The 16,335-nt window shown below is 54.0% G+C and carries 12 protein-coding genes; 11 read left to right on the top strand and 1 reads right to left on the bottom strand.

Annotation, left to right across the window (positions count from 1 at the left end):
- Positions 1-173 precede the first annotated feature (173 nt).
- The 4 genes from rpoB to rpsG all read left to right on the top strand — a co-directional run bounded on the left by rpoB (position 174) and on the right by rpsG (position 9,684).
- The gene (gene rpoB, locus ACT3RP_RS16815) at positions 174-4,250 is read left to right on the top strand and encodes a DNA-directed RNA polymerase subunit beta (protein WP_193063240.1); all 4,077 of its coding nucleotides are present in this window, start codon (positions 174-176) and stop codon (positions 4,248-4,250) included.
- A gap of 10 nt (positions 4,251-4,260) precedes the next feature.
- A complete protein-coding gene (gene rpoC / locus ACT3RP_RS16810; RefSeq protein WP_444625740.1) occupies positions 4,261-8,475 on the top strand; it encodes a DNA-directed RNA polymerase subunit beta' in 4,215 nt (1,404 codons plus the stop codon).
- Positions 8,476-8,700: 225 nt separating this feature from the next.
- Positions 8,701-9,075, top strand: a complete 375-nt coding sequence (gene rpsL, locus ACT3RP_RS16805) for a 30S ribosomal protein S12 (RefSeq protein WP_008959173.1) — start codon at positions 8,701-8,703, stop codon at positions 9,073-9,075.
- Between the two features lie 138 nt (positions 9,076-9,213).
- Positions 9,214-9,684 carry a 30S ribosomal protein S7 gene (gene rpsG / locus ACT3RP_RS16800; protein ID WP_096276536.1) on the top strand — a complete coding sequence of 157 codons (471 nt, stop codon included), beginning with the start codon at positions 9,214-9,216 and terminating at the stop codon, positions 9,682-9,684.
- Here the strand turns inward: rpsG and ACT3RP_RS16795 are convergent.
- Entirely contained in the window at positions 9,617-9,784 is a 168-nt protein-coding gene (locus ACT3RP_RS16795; protein WP_444672415.1) for a pentapeptide repeat-containing protein, read from the bottom strand. The two genes, rpsG and ACT3RP_RS16795, sit on opposite strands and share 68 nt — an antisense overlap.
- Positions 9,785-9,929: 145 nt before the next feature.
- Between ACT3RP_RS16795 and fusA the strand changes: the two genes are divergently transcribed.
- From fusA to rplB, 7 genes are all read left to right on the top strand, one after another.
- The gene (gene fusA / locus ACT3RP_RS16790) at positions 9,930-12,053 is read left to right on the top strand and encodes an elongation factor G (protein ID WP_444625741.1); all 2,124 of its coding nucleotides are present in this window, start codon (positions 9,930-9,932) and stop codon (positions 12,051-12,053) included.
- Between the two features lie 29 nt (positions 12,054-12,082).
- Positions 12,083-13,276: an elongation factor Tu gene (gene tuf, locus ACT3RP_RS16785; RefSeq protein ID WP_444625742.1), complete on the top strand. Its 1,194-nt coding sequence runs from the start codon at positions 12,083-12,085 to the stop codon at positions 13,274-13,276.
- A 159-nt stretch (positions 13,277-13,435) separates the two neighbouring features.
- Positions 13,436-13,747, top strand: coding sequence for a 30S ribosomal protein S10 (rpsJ, locus tag ACT3RP_RS16780; RefSeq protein WP_096276530.1), 312 nt, complete (start codon positions 13,436-13,438; stop codon positions 13,745-13,747).
- Between the two features lie 163 nt (positions 13,748-13,910).
- Positions 13,911-14,549 carry a 50S ribosomal protein L3 gene (gene rplC / locus ACT3RP_RS16775; protein ID WP_483394191.1) on the top strand — a complete coding sequence of 213 codons (639 nt, stop codon included), beginning with the start codon at positions 13,911-13,913 and terminating at the stop codon, positions 14,547-14,549.
- Between the two features lie 15 nt (positions 14,550-14,564).
- Positions 14,565-15,170 (top strand): 50S ribosomal protein L4, encoded by a 606-nt coding sequence (gene rplD / locus ACT3RP_RS16770; RefSeq protein ID WP_444625743.1) that lies wholly within the window; start codon positions 14,565-14,567, stop codon positions 15,168-15,170.
- The gene (gene rplW, locus ACT3RP_RS16765) at positions 15,167-15,463 is read left to right on the top strand and encodes a 50S ribosomal protein L23 (RefSeq protein WP_444625744.1); all 297 of its coding nucleotides are present in this window, start codon (positions 15,167-15,169) and stop codon (positions 15,461-15,463) included. The genes rplD and rplW overlap by 4 nt, the downstream gene beginning before the upstream one ends.
- A 16-nt stretch (positions 15,464-15,479) precedes the next feature.
- Complete coding sequence (gene rplB / locus ACT3RP_RS16760) at positions 15,480-16,310, top strand: 50S ribosomal protein L2 (protein ID WP_444625745.1); 831 nt, start codon at positions 15,480-15,482, stop codon at positions 16,308-16,310.
- Positions 16,311-16,335: the final 25 nt, after the last annotated feature.

Below are 16,335 nucleotides of genomic sequence, written 5' to 3'. Positions count from 1 at the left end.
GGCAGAAATGTAAGAACGTAATTGAATATAGTGTTATCGACTACAGTGTTATCGAACTAGATTTTCGACGGCGAGCTACCGATTTAGGAGCTTGCTGTCTGCGTCTGACGAAGCCCGCCGGGCAGCGATGACCACGCATCGGTCACCCATGGTGAACAAGCTGGGGAATACAGATGGCTTACTCATATACTGAGAAAAAACGCATCCGCAAGGATTTCGGCAAACTGCCCCAAGTGATGGATGTGCCTTACTTGTTGGCTATCCAGCTTGATTCCTATTACGACTTCCTCCAGCAAGATCGTTCGCCCGACGAGCGTCACGAAGTCGGCCTGAACGCGGCGTTTAAGTCCGTGTTTCCGATTGAGAGCTTCTCCGGCAATGCGGCGCTTGAGTATGTCAGCTACCGTTTCGGCACGCCGGCGTTCGATGTTAAGGAATGCCAGCTACGCGGCGTCACTTACTCCGCTCCGCTGCGCGTTAAGGTTCGCTTGATCATCTATGATCGCGACTCTTCGAACAAAGCAATCAAAGATATAAAAGAGCAGGAAGTCTACATGGGGGAAATCCCCCTGATGACCGAGAACGGTACCTTTGTTATCAACGGTACTGAGCGGGTTATCGTTTCCCAGCTCCACCGCTCGCCCGGTGTGTTCTTCGATCACGACAAAGGCAAGAGCCACTCTTCCGGCAAACTGCTCTACTCAGCCCGCGTTATTCCTTACCGTGGCTCCTGGTTAGACTTTGAGTTTGATCCCAAAGACAACGTCTTTGTGCGTATTGACCGTCGCCGTAAATTACCGGCCTCGGTGTTGATGCGTGCGCTGGGAATGAGCACCGAAGAGATCCTGGCCGAATTCTTTGAAACCAGCGTCTTCCACATCGAGAAATCAGGTTTCTCTGTGGAGCTGGTGCCGTCGCGTCTACGCGGTGAAACCGCTACGTTTGATATCAAAGATACCGCCGGTGAGACGATTGTTGAAGAAGGTCGTCGGATTACCCAGAAGCACATTCGTCAGCTTGAAAAAGCCGGCCTTGAGCGCCTGGATGTGCCGATGGAGTATCTCTTTGGTAAAACGCTAGCCAAAGACCAAATCGACACTAAAACCGGTGAGCTGATCTGTCCGTGTAATACCGAGATCACCCCGGAAGTGCTGGAGCGTATGGCTCAGGGCGGCATTGCGCTGATTGAGACCCTGTACACCAACGATCTAGACTGCGGTTCTTTCGTCTCCGATACCTTGAAGCTGGATGCTACGAATTCCGCGCTTGAAGCATTGGTCGAAATTTATCGCATGATGCGTCCAGGCGAGCCGCCCACTAAAGAGTCTGCAGAGACGCTGTTCAACAACCTGTTCTTCTCTGAGGACCGCTACGACCTGTCGGGCGTTGGCCGCATGAAGTTCAACCGTCGCCTGCGTCGCGAGACTGACACAGGCTCTGGGGTATTGGATCGCAAAGACATCCTCGACGTGCTGCGCGAGCTGATCAGTATTCGTAACGGCTTCGGTGACGTTGACGATATCGATCACCTGGGTAACCGCCGTATTCGCTGTGTAGGCGAAATGGCCGAAAACCAGTTCCGCGTTGGCTTAGTGCGCGTAGAGCGCGCCGTTAAAGAGCGTCTTTCCATGGCGGAAAGCGAAGGCCTGATGCCCCAAGACTTGATCAACGCCAAGCCCGTAGCGGCGGCGGTGAAAGAGTTCTTCGGTTCCAGCCAGCTTTCGCAATTTATGGACCAAAACAACCCGCTTTCTGAGGTTACCCACAAGCGTCGTGTGTCTGCACTCGGCCCCGGTGGTTTGACCCGTGAGCGTGCTGGCTTCGAAGTACGTGACGTACACGCCACGCACTACGGGCGTCTATGCCCAATCGAAACGCCAGAAGGCCCGAACATCGGCCTGATTAACTCCTTGGCAACATATAGCCACACCAACAGCTACGGCTTTCTAGAAACGCCGTACCGGAAAGTGGTTGATCGCCAGCTGACTGACGACATCGTTCACCTTTCGGCGATCGAAGAGGGCGATTTCGTTATCGCTCAGGCGTCGGCGGCGGTCGATGAGTCTAACAAGCTGACCGATGACCTGGTGCAGGTGCGTCACCGCGGTGAAACCACCTTTATGCGTCCCGAGCAGGTTACCCTGATGGACGTATCGCCTCGTCAGGTAGTTTCGGTCGCTGCGGCATTGATTCCGTTCCTGGAGCACGATGACGCCAACCGCGCCTTGATGGGTTCGAACATGCAGCGTCAGGCAGTGCCGACACTGCGTGCTGATAAACCGCTGGTAGGTACCGGCATGGAGCGCTTTGTTGCTCGTGACTCCGGTGTCTGTGCGGTCGCGAACCGTGGCGGCGTGATTGACTCCGTTGACGCTCGCCGCGTGGTCGTACGTGTCAATGAAGATGAAATCATCGGCGGTGAAGCCGGTGTTGATATCTACAACCTGACCAAGTACACCCGCTCGAACCAAAACACCTGTATGAACCAGCGCCCCATCGTGCGTCCTGGTGACAGCGTAGCGCGCGGCGATATTCTTGCCGACGGCCCGTCTGTCGACATGGGTGATCTGGCCCTGGGCCAGAACATGCGCATCGCGTTCATGCCTTGGAACGGTTACAACTTCGAAGACTCCATCCTGCTTTCTGAGCGGGTGGTTCAAGAAGACCGTTTCACTACGATTCACATTCAGGAACTGACCTGTGTGTCTCGTGACACCAAGTTGGGCTCGGAAGAAATCACTGCCGATATTCCTAATGTAGGTGAATCCGCGCTCTCCAAACTGGATGAAGCCGGCGTCGTTTACATCGGTGCTGAAGTAGGCCCTGGTGACATTCTGGTTGGTAAAGTAACGCCGAAGGGTGAAACCCAGCTGACGCCAGAAGAGAAGCTGCTGCGTGCCATCTTCGGTGAGAAAGCGTCTGACGTTAAAGACACCTCGCTGCGTGCCCCTACCGGCATGAAAGGGACGGTCATTGATGTCCAGGTCTTCACCCGTGATGGCGTAGAGAAAGATTCGCGCGCGCTGACCATTGAACGGATGCAGCTTGATGAGGTTCGTAAGGACCTTCAAGAAACATACCGTATTGCCGAAGAAGCGACGTTTGAGCGTCTTCAGCGCACCCTGGAAGGTCAAGCGGTTAACGGCGGCCCGAACCTTAAGAAAGGCGATGTGCTTGATGATGCCTATCTTGAAGAGCTGCCACGTCAGCAGTGGTTCAAACTGCGTATGCAGGATGAGTCGTTTAATGAGCTGCTTGCTCAGGCCGACGAACAGCTGGAAAACCGTCGTAAAGAAATGGACGAGCGCTTTGAAGATAAGAAGCGCAAGTTAACCCAGGGCGATGACCTCGCGCCGGGCGTGCTGAAAATCGTCAAAGTTTATATGGCCGTCAAGCGCCGCATTCAGCCGGGCGATAAGATGGCCGGTCGTCACGGTAACAAAGGTGTTATCTCGGCGATTATGCCGATTGAAGATATGCCGTTCGATGAGAAGGGCGAGCCGGTCGACGTGGTGCTTAACCCGCTGGGTGTACCGTCACGTATGAACGTCGGTCAGATCCTTGAAACTCACTTGGGTATGGCGGCACGTGGCTTAGGCGTCAAGATTGAAGCCATGCTGCGCGATGCACGCGGTCAACAAGTTGCCGAAATTCGCGACTTCTTGGGTCAGATCTACAATACGCCAGGTACTCGCGTTGAAGATCTCGATTCTCTGACCGATGATGAAATCATCGCGCTGGCGAAGAACCTGAAAGGCGGTGTGCCCATGGCGACGCCGGTGTTTGACGGTGCTAAAGAGCACGAAATCAAGCATCTGCTGAAACTGGCGGACATTCCTGAGTCAGGTCAGATGGCCCTGTTTGATGGCCGTACCGGTGACGTCTTTGATCGTCCGGTTACCGTCGGCTATATGTACATGTTGAAGCTTAACCACTTGGTAGACGACAAGATGCACGCGCGTTCTACCGGTTCTTACTCGCTGGTTACCCAGCAGCCCTTGGGTGGTAAGGCGCAGTTCGGTGGTCAGCGCTTCGGTGAGATGGAAGTGTGGGCGTTGGAAGCTTACGGCGCGGCATACACGCTACAAGAAATGCTCACCGTCAAGTCGGACGACGTCGAAGGCCGCACCAAGATGTATAAAAACATCGTGGATGGCGACCACACCATGCAGGCAGGCATGCCGGAATCCTTCAACGTACTCGTGAAGGAAATCCGCTCGCTGGGCATCGATATCGAGTTAGAGAGCTAGGAGCCGTCCCATGAAAGATTTGGTGAAAGTACTCAAATCGCAGTCTCAGTCCGAAGAATTTGACGCGATCAAGATTACCCTGGCGTCGCCGGACATGATTCGCTCCTGGTCGTTTGGCGAGGTGAAGAAGCCTGAGACCATTAACTACCGTACCTTTAAACCGGAGCGGGACGGCCTGTTCTGCGCCAAGATTTTTGGCCCGGTAAAGGACTACGAATGCCTGTGCGGCAAATATAAGCGCATGAAGCATCGCGGTATTATCTGCGAAAAATGTGGCGTTGAAGTCACCAAAGCCGCCGTGCGCCGTGAGCGCATGGGGCACATTGAGCTTGCCTCACCGGTCGCTCACATTTGGTTTCTGAAGTCATTGCCGTCGCGTATCGGCATGTTCCTCGATATGACGTTGCGTGATATCGAGCGCGTGCTGTATTTCGAAAGCTTTGTGGTGATCGATCCAGGCATGACCACGCTAGAGCGCGGTCAGCTGCTGAACGACGAGCAGTACTTCGAGGCACTGGAAGAGTTTGGCGACGACTTTGATGCCCGCATGGGTGCCGAAGCCGTTCAAGAACTGCTGAAAGACATCGATCTGGAAGAAGAGATTAATCATCTGCGTGAAGAAATTCCGCAGACGAACTCTGAGACCAAGATCAAGAAGCTTTCTAAGCGCCTGAAACTGCTTGAAGCGTTCTACCACTCTGGCAATGCGCCCGCGTGGATGGTCATGGAAGTGCTGCCCGTGCTGCCGCCGGATCTGCGTCCGCTGGTACCGCTGGACGGTGGCCGCTTCGCGACCTCTGATCTCAACGACCTTTACCGTCGTGTGATCAACCGCAACAACCGTTTGAAGCGTCTGCTGGATCTTAATGCGCCGGATATCATTGTGCGCAACGAGAAACGCATGCTTCAAGAAGCCGTTGATGCGTTGCTCGATAACGGTCGTCGTGGCCGTGCGATCACGGGCTCTAATAAGCGTCCGTTGAAATCACTTGCCGACATGATCAAAGGTAAGCAGGGCCGCTTCCGCCAGAACTTGTTGGGTAAGCGCGTCGATTACTCGGGCCGTTCAGTAATCACCGTGGGCCCGACGCTGCGTCTGCACCAGTGTGGTCTGCCGAAGAAAATGGCGCTGGAGCTGTTCAAGCCGTTTATCTACTCCAAGCTTCAGTCGCTGGGCTACGCCTCGACGATTAAAGCCGCCAAGAAGATGGTTGAGCGCGAGTTGCCGGAAGTATGGGACATCCTTGCCGATGTTATCCGCGAGCATCCGGTACTGCTTAACCGTGCGCCTACGCTTCACCGTTTGGGTATCCAGGCGTTTGAGCCGCTGTTGATCGAAGGTAAGGCGATTCAGCTGCATCCGCTGGTCTGTGCTGCCTACAACGCCGACTTTGACGGTGACCAGATGGCGGTACACGTACCGTTAACGCTGGAAGCGCAGCTTGAAGCGCGTGCGCTGATGATGGCGACAAACAACGTGCTGTCGCCTGCTAACGGCGAGCCGATTATCGTACCGTCGCAAGACGTTGTTCTGGGTCTGTACTACATGACCCGCGAAAAGATCAACGCCAAAGGCGAGGGCATGGTGTTCTCTGACCTCAACGAGGTAGAGCGCGCGTTTGGTACTCAGTCGGTCGCGCTACACGCTCGTGTCAAAGTGCGTTTAGACGAGATCGACGTAGAAGAAGAAACTGGCGAGCGCAGCTTCCACCGCCGCATTTATGACACGACGGTGGGTCGTGCCATGCTATTCCGTATTTTACCGGAAGGCGTGCCGTTCGCGCTGATTGATCAGCCGATGAAGAAGAAGGCGATCTCCAGTCTGATCAACGAAGTGTATCGTCGTGCTGGTCTGAAGCCGGCCGTTATCTTCGCTGACCAACTGATGTATACCGGCTTCCGTTTGGCCACCTGGTCCGGTGCTTCTATCGGTGTTAACGACTTCGTTATTCCCGATGAAAAAACCGCGATTGTTGACGCCGCTGAAGCCGAAGTTAAAGAAATTGAAGACCAGTTCTCTTCTGGCCTAGTAACAGCGGGTGAGAAGTACAACAAGGTTATCGATATTTGGTCCAAGGCCAACGATAAAGTCGCCAAGGCGATGATGGTCGGTATCTCTAAAGAAACCGTCATCGATCGTGATGGCAACGAAGTTGAGCAGGATTCGTTTAACAGCGTCTTCATCATGGCTGATTCCGGGGCGCGTGGTTCTGCTGCCCAGATCCGTCAGTTGGCCGGTATGCGTGGCCTGATGGCCAAGCCGGATGGTTCGATCATCGAAACGCCGATTGTTGCCAACTTCCGTGAAGGTTTGAACGTACTTCAGTACTTCATCTCGACTCACGGTGCGCGTAAAGGTTTGGCGGATACGGCACTAAAAACAGCTAACTCCGGTTATCTGACGCGTCGTCTGGTCGACGTGGCGCAAGACTTGGTTATTACCGAAGTTGATTGCGACACTGAGAACGGTTTGACGCTGCACCCGATCATCGAAGGCGGCGACATCATTGTACCGCTCTCTCAGCGTGTGTTGGGTCGTGTTGTTGCACAAGAAGTCGTGCATCCGGGTACCGGCGAGATCTTGATTCCTCGCACAACATTGCTGGACGAGAAGTGGTGCGCCGAGCTTGACACCATGGGTGTCGACGAAATTATCGTGCGCTCGACCATTACCTGTGAAACTGCTCACGGTGTATGTGCTTCTTGTTACGGTCGTGACTTGGCGCGTGGCCATCAGGTCAACATTGGCGAGGCTGTCGGCGTTATCGCGGCACAGTCAATTGGCGAGCCGGGTACCCAGCTGACCATGCGTACGTTCCACATCGGTGGTGCGGCATCGCGTTCTTCTGCGGTTGACAGCGTACAGGTTAAGCACGGTGGCAAGGTTCGTCTGCATAACATCAAGCACGTTGAGCGTGTCGACGGCAAATTGGTCGTGGTCTCTCGTTCCAGCGCCTTGGCAGTTGCCGATGAGCATGGCCGTGAGCGTGAGTACTACAAGCTGCCCTATGGTGCTGAGCTTTCCGTACGTGACGGCGATGTCGTTGATGCCGGTGCCATTGTTGCTAAATGGGATCCGCACACTCACCCGATCGTTGCTGAAGTAGAAGGTAAGGCGCAGTTTATCGATCTCGACGAAGGTGTCACCATGCACCGCAGCGTCGATGAAATGACCGGCCTGTCTTCTATTGAAGTTATCGAATCGGCGGCACGTCCGATCTCTGGTCGCGATAAGCGCCCGATGGTAATGCTGCAAGATAGCGCGGGCGAGTACGTGTCTGTTTCCGGTTCAAACACGCCGGTACAGTACTTGCTGCCTGGTAACTCGATTATTTCGGTTGATGACGGTGTCACTATCGGTGTGGGTGAAGTGGTTGCCCGTATTCCTGTAGAGGCTTCGGCTAACAAAGATATCACCGGTGGTCTGCCACGGGTTGCTGACTTGTTTGAAGCACGTAAGCCGAAAGAGTCGTCTATCTTGGCGGAAATCAGCGGTGTTGTTAGCTTCGGTAAAGAAACTAAAGGTAAGCGTCGTTTGATGATTACCCCGGAGTCTGGCGATCCGTTTGAAGCCTTGATTCCGAAATGGCGTCAAATCGCCGTCTTCGAAGGTGAAGCCGTCGAGAAGGGTGAAGTTATTTCTGATGGCCCGAGCAATCCTCACGATATCCTGCGTTTGCTGGGTGTTGAGGAACTTGCCAAGTACATCACTGCCGAAGTGCAGGACGTTTATCGTCTGCAGGGCGTAGGTATCAACGATAAGCACATCGAAGTGATCGTGCGTCAGATGCTGCGCAAGGTAGAGCTTACCGACTCAGGTGACTCTGATTTCATCACCGGCGACCAAGCTGAGCTGGTTCGCGTGCTGGAGCAGAACGTTCGTCTCGAGAAAGAGAAGAAATTCCCGGCTAAGTATCAGCGTATGCTGCTGGGTATTACCAAGGCCAGTTTGGCCACCGAGTCGTTCATCTCTGCGGCCTCCTTCCAGGAGACAACACGAGTACTGACCGAAGCAGCGGTGACCGGCAAACGCGATTATCTGCGCGGCCTGAAAGAAAACGTGGTAGTGGGTCGTCTCATACCAGCCGGTACGGGTTTGACTCACCACGCAGAGCGTCGTCGCAAGCGCGAAGACGTTGAGCAACTGTTCAACCCCTCGGCCACCGAGGTAGAGCAGGAGCTAGGTGCTCAGCTAACCGCTCTCGATTCTGACGATGAGCTGTAACGCTGGGACTAGAAATAGTAAGTGAAGACAGTAAGTGAAAACGTAAGTAAAACGAATAGCTGACCTGAAAAGCGCAGTCTTGCCGGTTAAACCGCCGGCAAGGCTTGACGCCACATAGGGTCAGCCTTTAGAATGCGCAGCCTTTAACAGTGGGGTGGGTGCGCCCGCATCCGCTGCTTGTATTTGTTAAAAGGCTAAGGCAACCATTGGAGTCAGCTAAACACCATGGCAACGATTAATCAGCTAGTGCGCAAGCCGCGCAAGCGCCCCGTCACCAAAAGTGACGTGCCAGCGCTGCAGGCCTGTCCGCAAAAACGCGGCGTATGTACGCGCGTTTACACCACCACCCCGAAGAAGCCTAACTCGGCCCTGCGTAAGGTTTGCCGTGTGCGCCTTACCAACGGTTTCGAAGTATCTTCTTACATCGGTGGTGAAGGTCACAACCTTCAAGAACACTCTGTCGTTTTGATTCGTGGCGGCCGTGTAAAGGATTTGCCAGGTGTGCGTTATCACACCGTTCGTGGCGCCCTTGACACCTCCGGCGTTCAAAATCGTCGTCAGGGTCGTTCTAAATACGGTACTAAGCGTCCTAAGTCCTAAGTCTACGCTTAGAGTCTGCTGAGTAACGTTTTTCACGAATTTGACGGTCTGATAAGAGTAAGGTCGGGCGCCGCGAGTACTAGTAGGCGCAGCACGAGTCCCGGGTTTACCTGAAAGATCCTTAATTGAGGGCTTATCATGCCTAGAAGAAGAGTAGTAGCTAAACGCGACATCCTGCCGGATCCTAAGTTCGGAAGTGAGCGTCTGGCGAAGTTCATGAACCACCTGATGGTCAGCGGCAAAAAGTCCATAGCTGAGCGCATCGTCTACGGTGCGTTGGACAAGGTTGCCGAGCGTAGTAAAGAAGATCCGCTGGAAATCTTCGACAAGGCGTTGGAAGCCATCCAGCCTATGGTCGAAGTGAAGTCGCGCCGTGTGGGTGGTGCGACCTATCAGGTGCCGGTTGAAGTTCGTCCGTCACGCCGTCAAGCGCTTGCAATGCGCTGGCTGGTAGACGCTGCGCGTCGTCGCGGTGAGAAAACCATGGTGCACCGTCTGGCTGGTGAAATGCTGGATGCTGCTGAAGGTAAAGGTTCTGCTGTTAAGAAGCGCGAAGACGTGCATCGCATGGCAGAAGCCAACAAAGCCTTCTCGCACTACCGTTTCTAGATTTCGCGTTTTTAGATTTTTTAAATTCGGCGTTTCTAAAATCGGCGTTTTTAAACTCGGCGTTTTTGAGTACGACGTTTTTAAGTTCGGGTTTATATATGCACGTAGTTCAGCATGCGAATGTACGCTGAGTCGCTGTGTTGCAATACTTAGCCACTATCCTTCTAGGGTAGTGGCGGTAGCATAAGCCTCGCTTGCATGCGCCGCTAAATTAACGAGCATCGCCAACAAATGGGAGTTTCATCGTGGCACGCAAGACTCCACTGAATCGTTATCGCAATATCGGTATCGTTGCTCACGTTGACGCGGGTAAAACCACGACAACTGAGCGCGTACTGTTCTACACCGGCCTTTCCCACAAAGTGGGTGAAGTGCACGACGGTGCTGCGACGACAGACTGGATGGAGCAGGAGCAGGAGCGTGGTATCACTATCACCTCTGCTGCTGTTACTACCTTCTGGCAAGGCATGAGCAAGCAGTTTCCTGAGCACCGTATCAATATTATCGACACCCCAGGGCACGTTGACTTCACGATTGAAGTTGAGCGTTCTCTGCGCGTACTCGATGGTGCCGTGGTTGTACTGTGTGGTTCTTCCGGCGTTCAGCCCCAGACCGAAACTGTATGGCGTCAAGCCAACAAGTATGAAGTTCCGCGCATGGTGTTCGTCAATAAGATGGACCGTACCGGCGCTGACTTCTTCATGGTTGTTGAGCAGCTCAAAGAGCGTCTAGGTGCTAACGCTGTGCCGATCCAGATTAACTGGGGCACGGAAGAAGACTTTAAAGGCGTTATCGACCTTCTCCAGATGAAAGCCATCCTTTGGGATGAGGCAAGTCTGGGTATGAACTATGAGCTCGTCGATATTCCTGCTGACTTGCAAGAAACGGCTGAGAAGTATCGCGAAGAAATGGTTGAAGCCGCTGCCGAAGGCTCTGATGAGCTGATGGAGAAGTATCTCGACGGTACTGAACTCAGCATCGAAGAGATCAAGGCTGGTCTGCGCGCGCGTACTCTGCGTAACGACATCGTGCTGGTCACCTGTGGTTCTGCCTTTAAGAACAAAGGCGTTCAAGCAGTGTTGGACGGCATTATCGAATACATGCCTTCGCCGACTGAAGTTAAGGCGATCGAAGGTGAGCTTGACGATAAAGACGGTACCATTGCCACACGTATCGCCGATGACAGCGCGCCGTTTGCGGCGCTGGCGTTCAAGATCGCGACCGACCCCTTCGTTGGTACGCTGACCTTTATCCGCGTCTATTCGGGTGTTCTGAAATCTGGTGACGGCGTTTATAACTCCGTTAAACAGAAGAAAGAGCGCGTTGGTCGTATCGTTCAGATGCACGCCAACTCACGCGAAGAGATCAAAGAGATCCTGGCTGGCGATATCGCTGCTTGTATCGGTCTGAAAGACGTCACCACCGGTGACACACTGTGCGATATCGACAACAAAATTGTTCTCGAGCGTATGGAGTTCCCGGATCCGGTTATTTCGGTTGCTGTTGAGCCGAAGACCAAGAGTGACCAAGAGAAGATGGGTGTTGCTCTGGGCAAATTGGCTCAGGAAGATCCTTCCTTCCAAGTTAAAACCGACGAAGAAACCGGCCAGACGATTATTTCTGGTATGGGCGAGCTTCACTTGGACATTATCGTTGACCGTATGCGTCGCGAGTTCAAGGTTGAAGCTAATATCGGTAAGCCTCAAGTAGCCTACCGCGAAACGATTCGCGGCAGCGTTGAGCAAGAAGGCAAGTTCGTGCGTCAGTCCGGTGGTCGTGGTCAGTATGGTCACGTTTGGCTGCGTATCGAGCCGCTGACTGCAGCAGAAAAGGGTGAAGGCGAAGATGAAATTTTCTTCAAATTCAACTCTGAAGTCGTGGGCGGTACGGTTCCTAAGGAATACATCCCCGCGGTTGAGAAGGGTGCTTATGAGCAGCTCAAAAACGGCGTCATCGCGGGTTACCCGATGATCGACGTTAAAGTGTCGCTGTTCGATGGCTCTTTTCACGACGTGGACTCTAACGAGACTGCGTTCAAGATTGCTTCTTCTATGGCCGTTAAAGAAGGTGCCAGGAAGGCCAAGGCCGTGCTGCTGGAGCCGGTGATGAAGGTCGAAATCGTGACCCCCGAAGAGTTTATGGGTGACGTCATGGGCGACCTGAGCCGTCGTCGCGGTCTGGTGCAGGGCATGGATGACTCTTCCGCAGGTAAAGTCATTCGTGCAACGGTACCGCTGGGTGAGATGTTCGGTTACGCAACCGACCTACGCTCGCAATCCCAGGGCCGTGCGAGCTACTCTATGGAGTTCTCGAAGTACGAGGAGGCGCCCTCCAGCGTCGTTGAAGCCGTCATCAATCAAAACGGTTAACCGTTAGCTAACGTAAAGAGGTTATAGCAGTGGCTAAGGAAAAATTTGAACGTTCCAAACCGCACGTCAACGTCGGCACCATTGGTCACGTCGACCACGGTAAAACGACTCTGACAGCGGCCCTAACCCGCGTGTCTGCTGAAGTTTTCGGCGGCGACTGGAGCGAGTTCTCGTCTATCGATAACGCTCCTGAAGAGCGCGAGCGCGGTATCACGATCGCTACGTCCCACGTGGAATACCAGTCTGAAATGCGCCACTACGCGCACGTTGACTGCCCAGGACACGCTGACTACGTCAAGAACATGATCACCGGTGCTGCGCAGATGGACGGCGCGATCCTGGTATGTTCTGCCGCTGACGGCCCGATGCCGCAAACTCGCGAGCACATCCTGCTGTCTCGTCAGGTTGGCGTACCGTACATCGTTGTGTTCCTGAACAAAGCGGACATGGTTGATGACGAAGAGCTGCTCGAACTGGTAGAGATGGAAGTTCGTGAACTCCTCGATCAGTACGACTTCCCGGGCGACGACACGCCGATCATCACAGGTTCTGCGCTGATGGCGTTGAACGGTGAAGATGAGAACGGAATGGGTACCACCGCCGTTGCTAATCTGATCAAAGCTCTGGATGATTACATTCCTGAGCCGGAGCGTGCGATCGACCAGCCGTTCCTGATGCCGATCGAAGACGTGTTCTCTATCTCTGGCCGCGGTACTGTTGTAACCGGTCGTGTAGAGCGCGGTATCGTGAAAGCGGGCGAAGAAGTTGAAATCGTCGGTATTCGTGACACCACTAAAACGATCGTTACTGGCGTTGAAATGTTCCGCAAGCTGCTCGACGAAGGTCGTGCTGGTGAGAACGTTGGCGCCCTGCTACGTGGTACTAAGCGTGATGACGTCGAGCGTGGTCAGGTACTGGCCAAGCCAGGCAGTATTCATCCGCACACTACCTTCGAAGCAGAAGTTTACGTTCTGTCCAAAGAAGAAGGTGGTCGTCATACGCCTTTCTTCAAGGGCTACCGTCCTCAGTTCTACTTCCGTACCACCGATGTAACGGGTACTTGTGAACTGCCGGAAGGTGTTGAAATGGTTATGCCTGGTGACAACGTGCAAATGGTTGTTACCTTGATCGCTCCGATTGCCATGGACGACGGTCTACGCTTCGCAATTCGCGAAGGTGGTCGTACTGTCGGTGCTGGCGTTGTAGCTAAGATCGTCAAGTAAGCTATTTGCTTGAATGATGAAGGGGGCTCTGATGAGCCCCCTTTTCTGCGCACCATCAGCAAATGTTTGACATGGGCTTGTGGCGTGCCTATAATGCGCATCCTTTGAATGCGTGGGTAGACGGCTCGCGCCGTCGACATCCATTGGAGTTTAGGGCAAATGCAGAACCAAAAGATTCGCATTCGGTTGAAAGCGTTCGACCATCGCCTGATCGATCAGTCCACAGCGGAGATTGTTGAAACCGCTAAGCGTACTGGTGCTCAGGTTCGTGGGCCGATCCCGCTGCCAACCAACCGTGAGCGCTTCACCATTCTGATCTCGCCGCACGTCAATAAAGATGCGCGTGACCAGTATGAGATTCGTACTCACAAGCGTGTGCTCGACATCGTTGAGCCGACTGAGAAAACTGTTGATGCACTGATGAAGCTCGATCTCGCCGCTGGCGTTGACGTGCAAATCAAGCTCAACTAATTACACTAGTCACTTTGCGGCCCAGCGTTCATCGCTTGTTTTAAACAAGCTTAGTATGATCAGCAGCCGCCACGCCGTGAGGCGCCATACAATGTGCTAGTGGAATGCTCTGGAAAGGGCAGCCATAGCGGGTGATAGCCCCGTACACTATAGGAGACTGAGTATGACTATCGGTTTAGTCGGTAAAAAGGCCGGGATGACCCGTGTCTTTACCGAAGACGGCGCGTCTGTGCCCGTAACCGTTATTGAAGTTGATCCTAATCGTGTTACACGCGTTAAATCTGTCGAGTCTGACGGTTACGCAGCGATTCAGGTCACATCTGGTTCTCGTAAAGCCAAGTACCTCACCAAAGCGCAAGCTGGACAGTTTGCCAAGGCGGGTGTTGAGGCTGGTCGTGCACTGATGGAATTCCGTCTTGCAGAAGGCGAAACAATTCCTGAGGTGGGTGGCGAAATCACCGTATCCCTCTTCGAAGCTGGTCAAATGGTTGACGTGACTGGCACCTCTAAAGGTAAAGGCTTCCAGGGTGCTGTTAAGCGCTGGAATTTCCGTACCCAAGACATGACTCACGGTAACTCTCTGTCGCATCGCGCGCCGGGTTCTATCGGCATGTGTCAGACTCCGGGTCGCGTTTTCAAAGGCAAAAAGATGGCCGGTCAAATGGGTAATGCCCGTTGCACCGTTCAAAGCCTTGAGATCGTCCGTGTCGACGCCGAGCGTAACCTGCTGCTGATCAAAGGCGCAGTGCCGGGTGCTCCCGGTAGTGACGTTATCGTTCGCAGCGCCGTGAAAGCTGGCTGAAGGGGATAATTACCAATGAATCTGAATCTTGCTGCAGGCGCGGGTACCGTTGAAGTAGCCGACGCCACTTTTGGCAAAGAATTCAACGAAGCGCTCGTTCACCAAGTGGTTACTGCCTATTTGGCTGGTGGCCGTCAGGGAACTCACGCACAAAAGAGTCGTTCCGACGTTCGTGGCGGTGGTAAAAAGCCTTGGCGTCAGAAAGGCACCGGTCGTGCACGTGCCGGTACTATCCGCTCTCCGCTATGGCGTGGCGGCGGCGTAACCTTCGCGGCTCGTCCGCAAGACTATACTCAGAAGGTTAACCGCAAGATGTACCGCGCAGCGATGCGCTCCATCCTGTCTGAGCTGGTACGTCAAGAGCGTCTAGTCGCGATTGAAGAGTTCAGCGTCGATGCGCCTAAGACCAAGCAGGTAGCTGCCAAGCTGAAAGAGCTCAACCTTGAAAAAGTGTTGATCGTCACTGAAGAAGTTGACGAAAAACTCTATTTGGCCGCACGCAACCTTCCCCACGTTGACGTGGTGGATGTCGCGGCAGCTGACCCGGTAAGTCTGGTAGCCTTTGATAAGGTCCTGATTACCGTCTCCGCCCTGCGTAAATTCGAGGAGAAGCTGGCATGAACCAGGAACGCGTATTCAAGGTTCTGCTTGGGCCGCACGTGACCGAAAAGGCCGCGATGGCAGCCGAGCGCAACCAGTACGTTTTCAAGGTGGCACGCGATGCTACCAAGCCCGAGATCAAGAAAGCCGTAGAAGCACTTTTCGGCAAGAAGGTCGGCAGTGTTCAGGTACTGAACATGAAGGGTAAAACGAAGCGTACTGCGAACGGTGTTGGCCTACGTAAGGGTTACCGCAAAGCGTATGTGACCCTGGCTGCGGGTGAAACGCTCGAAGACTTCACAGGCGCCGAATAGGGCAGGAGTACGGATAATGGCAATCGTCAAGACCAAACCCACTTCCGCCGGTCGTCGCCACGTCGTCAAGATCGTTGGCGAGGAACTGTTCAAGGGCCGTGCTTATGCGCCGCTTTTGGAAAAACAGTCCAAGTCCGGTGGCCGTAATAATAACGGTCGCATCACCACTCGCCACATAGGCGGTGGTCATCGTCACCACTATCGGTTGATCGATTTCAAACGTACCAAGGATGGCGTTCCAGCCACCGTTGAGCGTTTAGAGCACGATCCCAATCGCAGTGCGCACATTGCACTGCTGATGTATGCCGATGGTGAGCGTCGTTACATCATTGCACCGAAAGGTGTCAGCGCGGGTGACGTGCTGGAATCTGGTGTTAATGCGTCGATCAAGAAAGGCAATGCATTGCCGCTGCGCAACGTCCCATTGGGTTCTACGGTGCACTGCATCGAACTCAAGCCGGGTAAAGGTGCGCAGATTGCACGCAGTGCCGGTACAAGCGCCCAGTTGGTAGCTCGTGAAGGTAACTACGCCACGCTACGTCTTCGCTCTGGCGAAATGCGTAAAGTATTGGCTGAGTGCCGCGCGACGTTGGGCGAGGTGAGCAACTCTGAGCACAGCCTGCGTCAACTTGGCAAGGCCGGTGCGAAGCGCTGGAGAGGCGTGCGTCCGACTGTTCGCGGTGTCGCGATGAACCCGGTGGATCACCCACACGGTGGTGGCGAAGGCCGCACCAGTGGTGGTCGTCACCCGGTCTCCCCTTGGGGTGTGCCGACTAAGGGTCACAAGACGCGTAAGAACAAGCGCACCGACAAGCTGATCATCCGTCGTCGTAATAAGACGCGTTGATCTAAATTGCCCAGACACTAAGAGG

It is taken from the genome of Halomonas sp. AOP5-B2-8, from assembly GCF_052376475.1.
GTDB classification, from domain to species: Bacteria; Pseudomonadota; Gammaproteobacteria; order Pseudomonadales; family Halomonadaceae; genus Vreelandella; species Vreelandella casei.
This window is presented reverse-complemented; position numbering and strand designations above follow the sequence as displayed.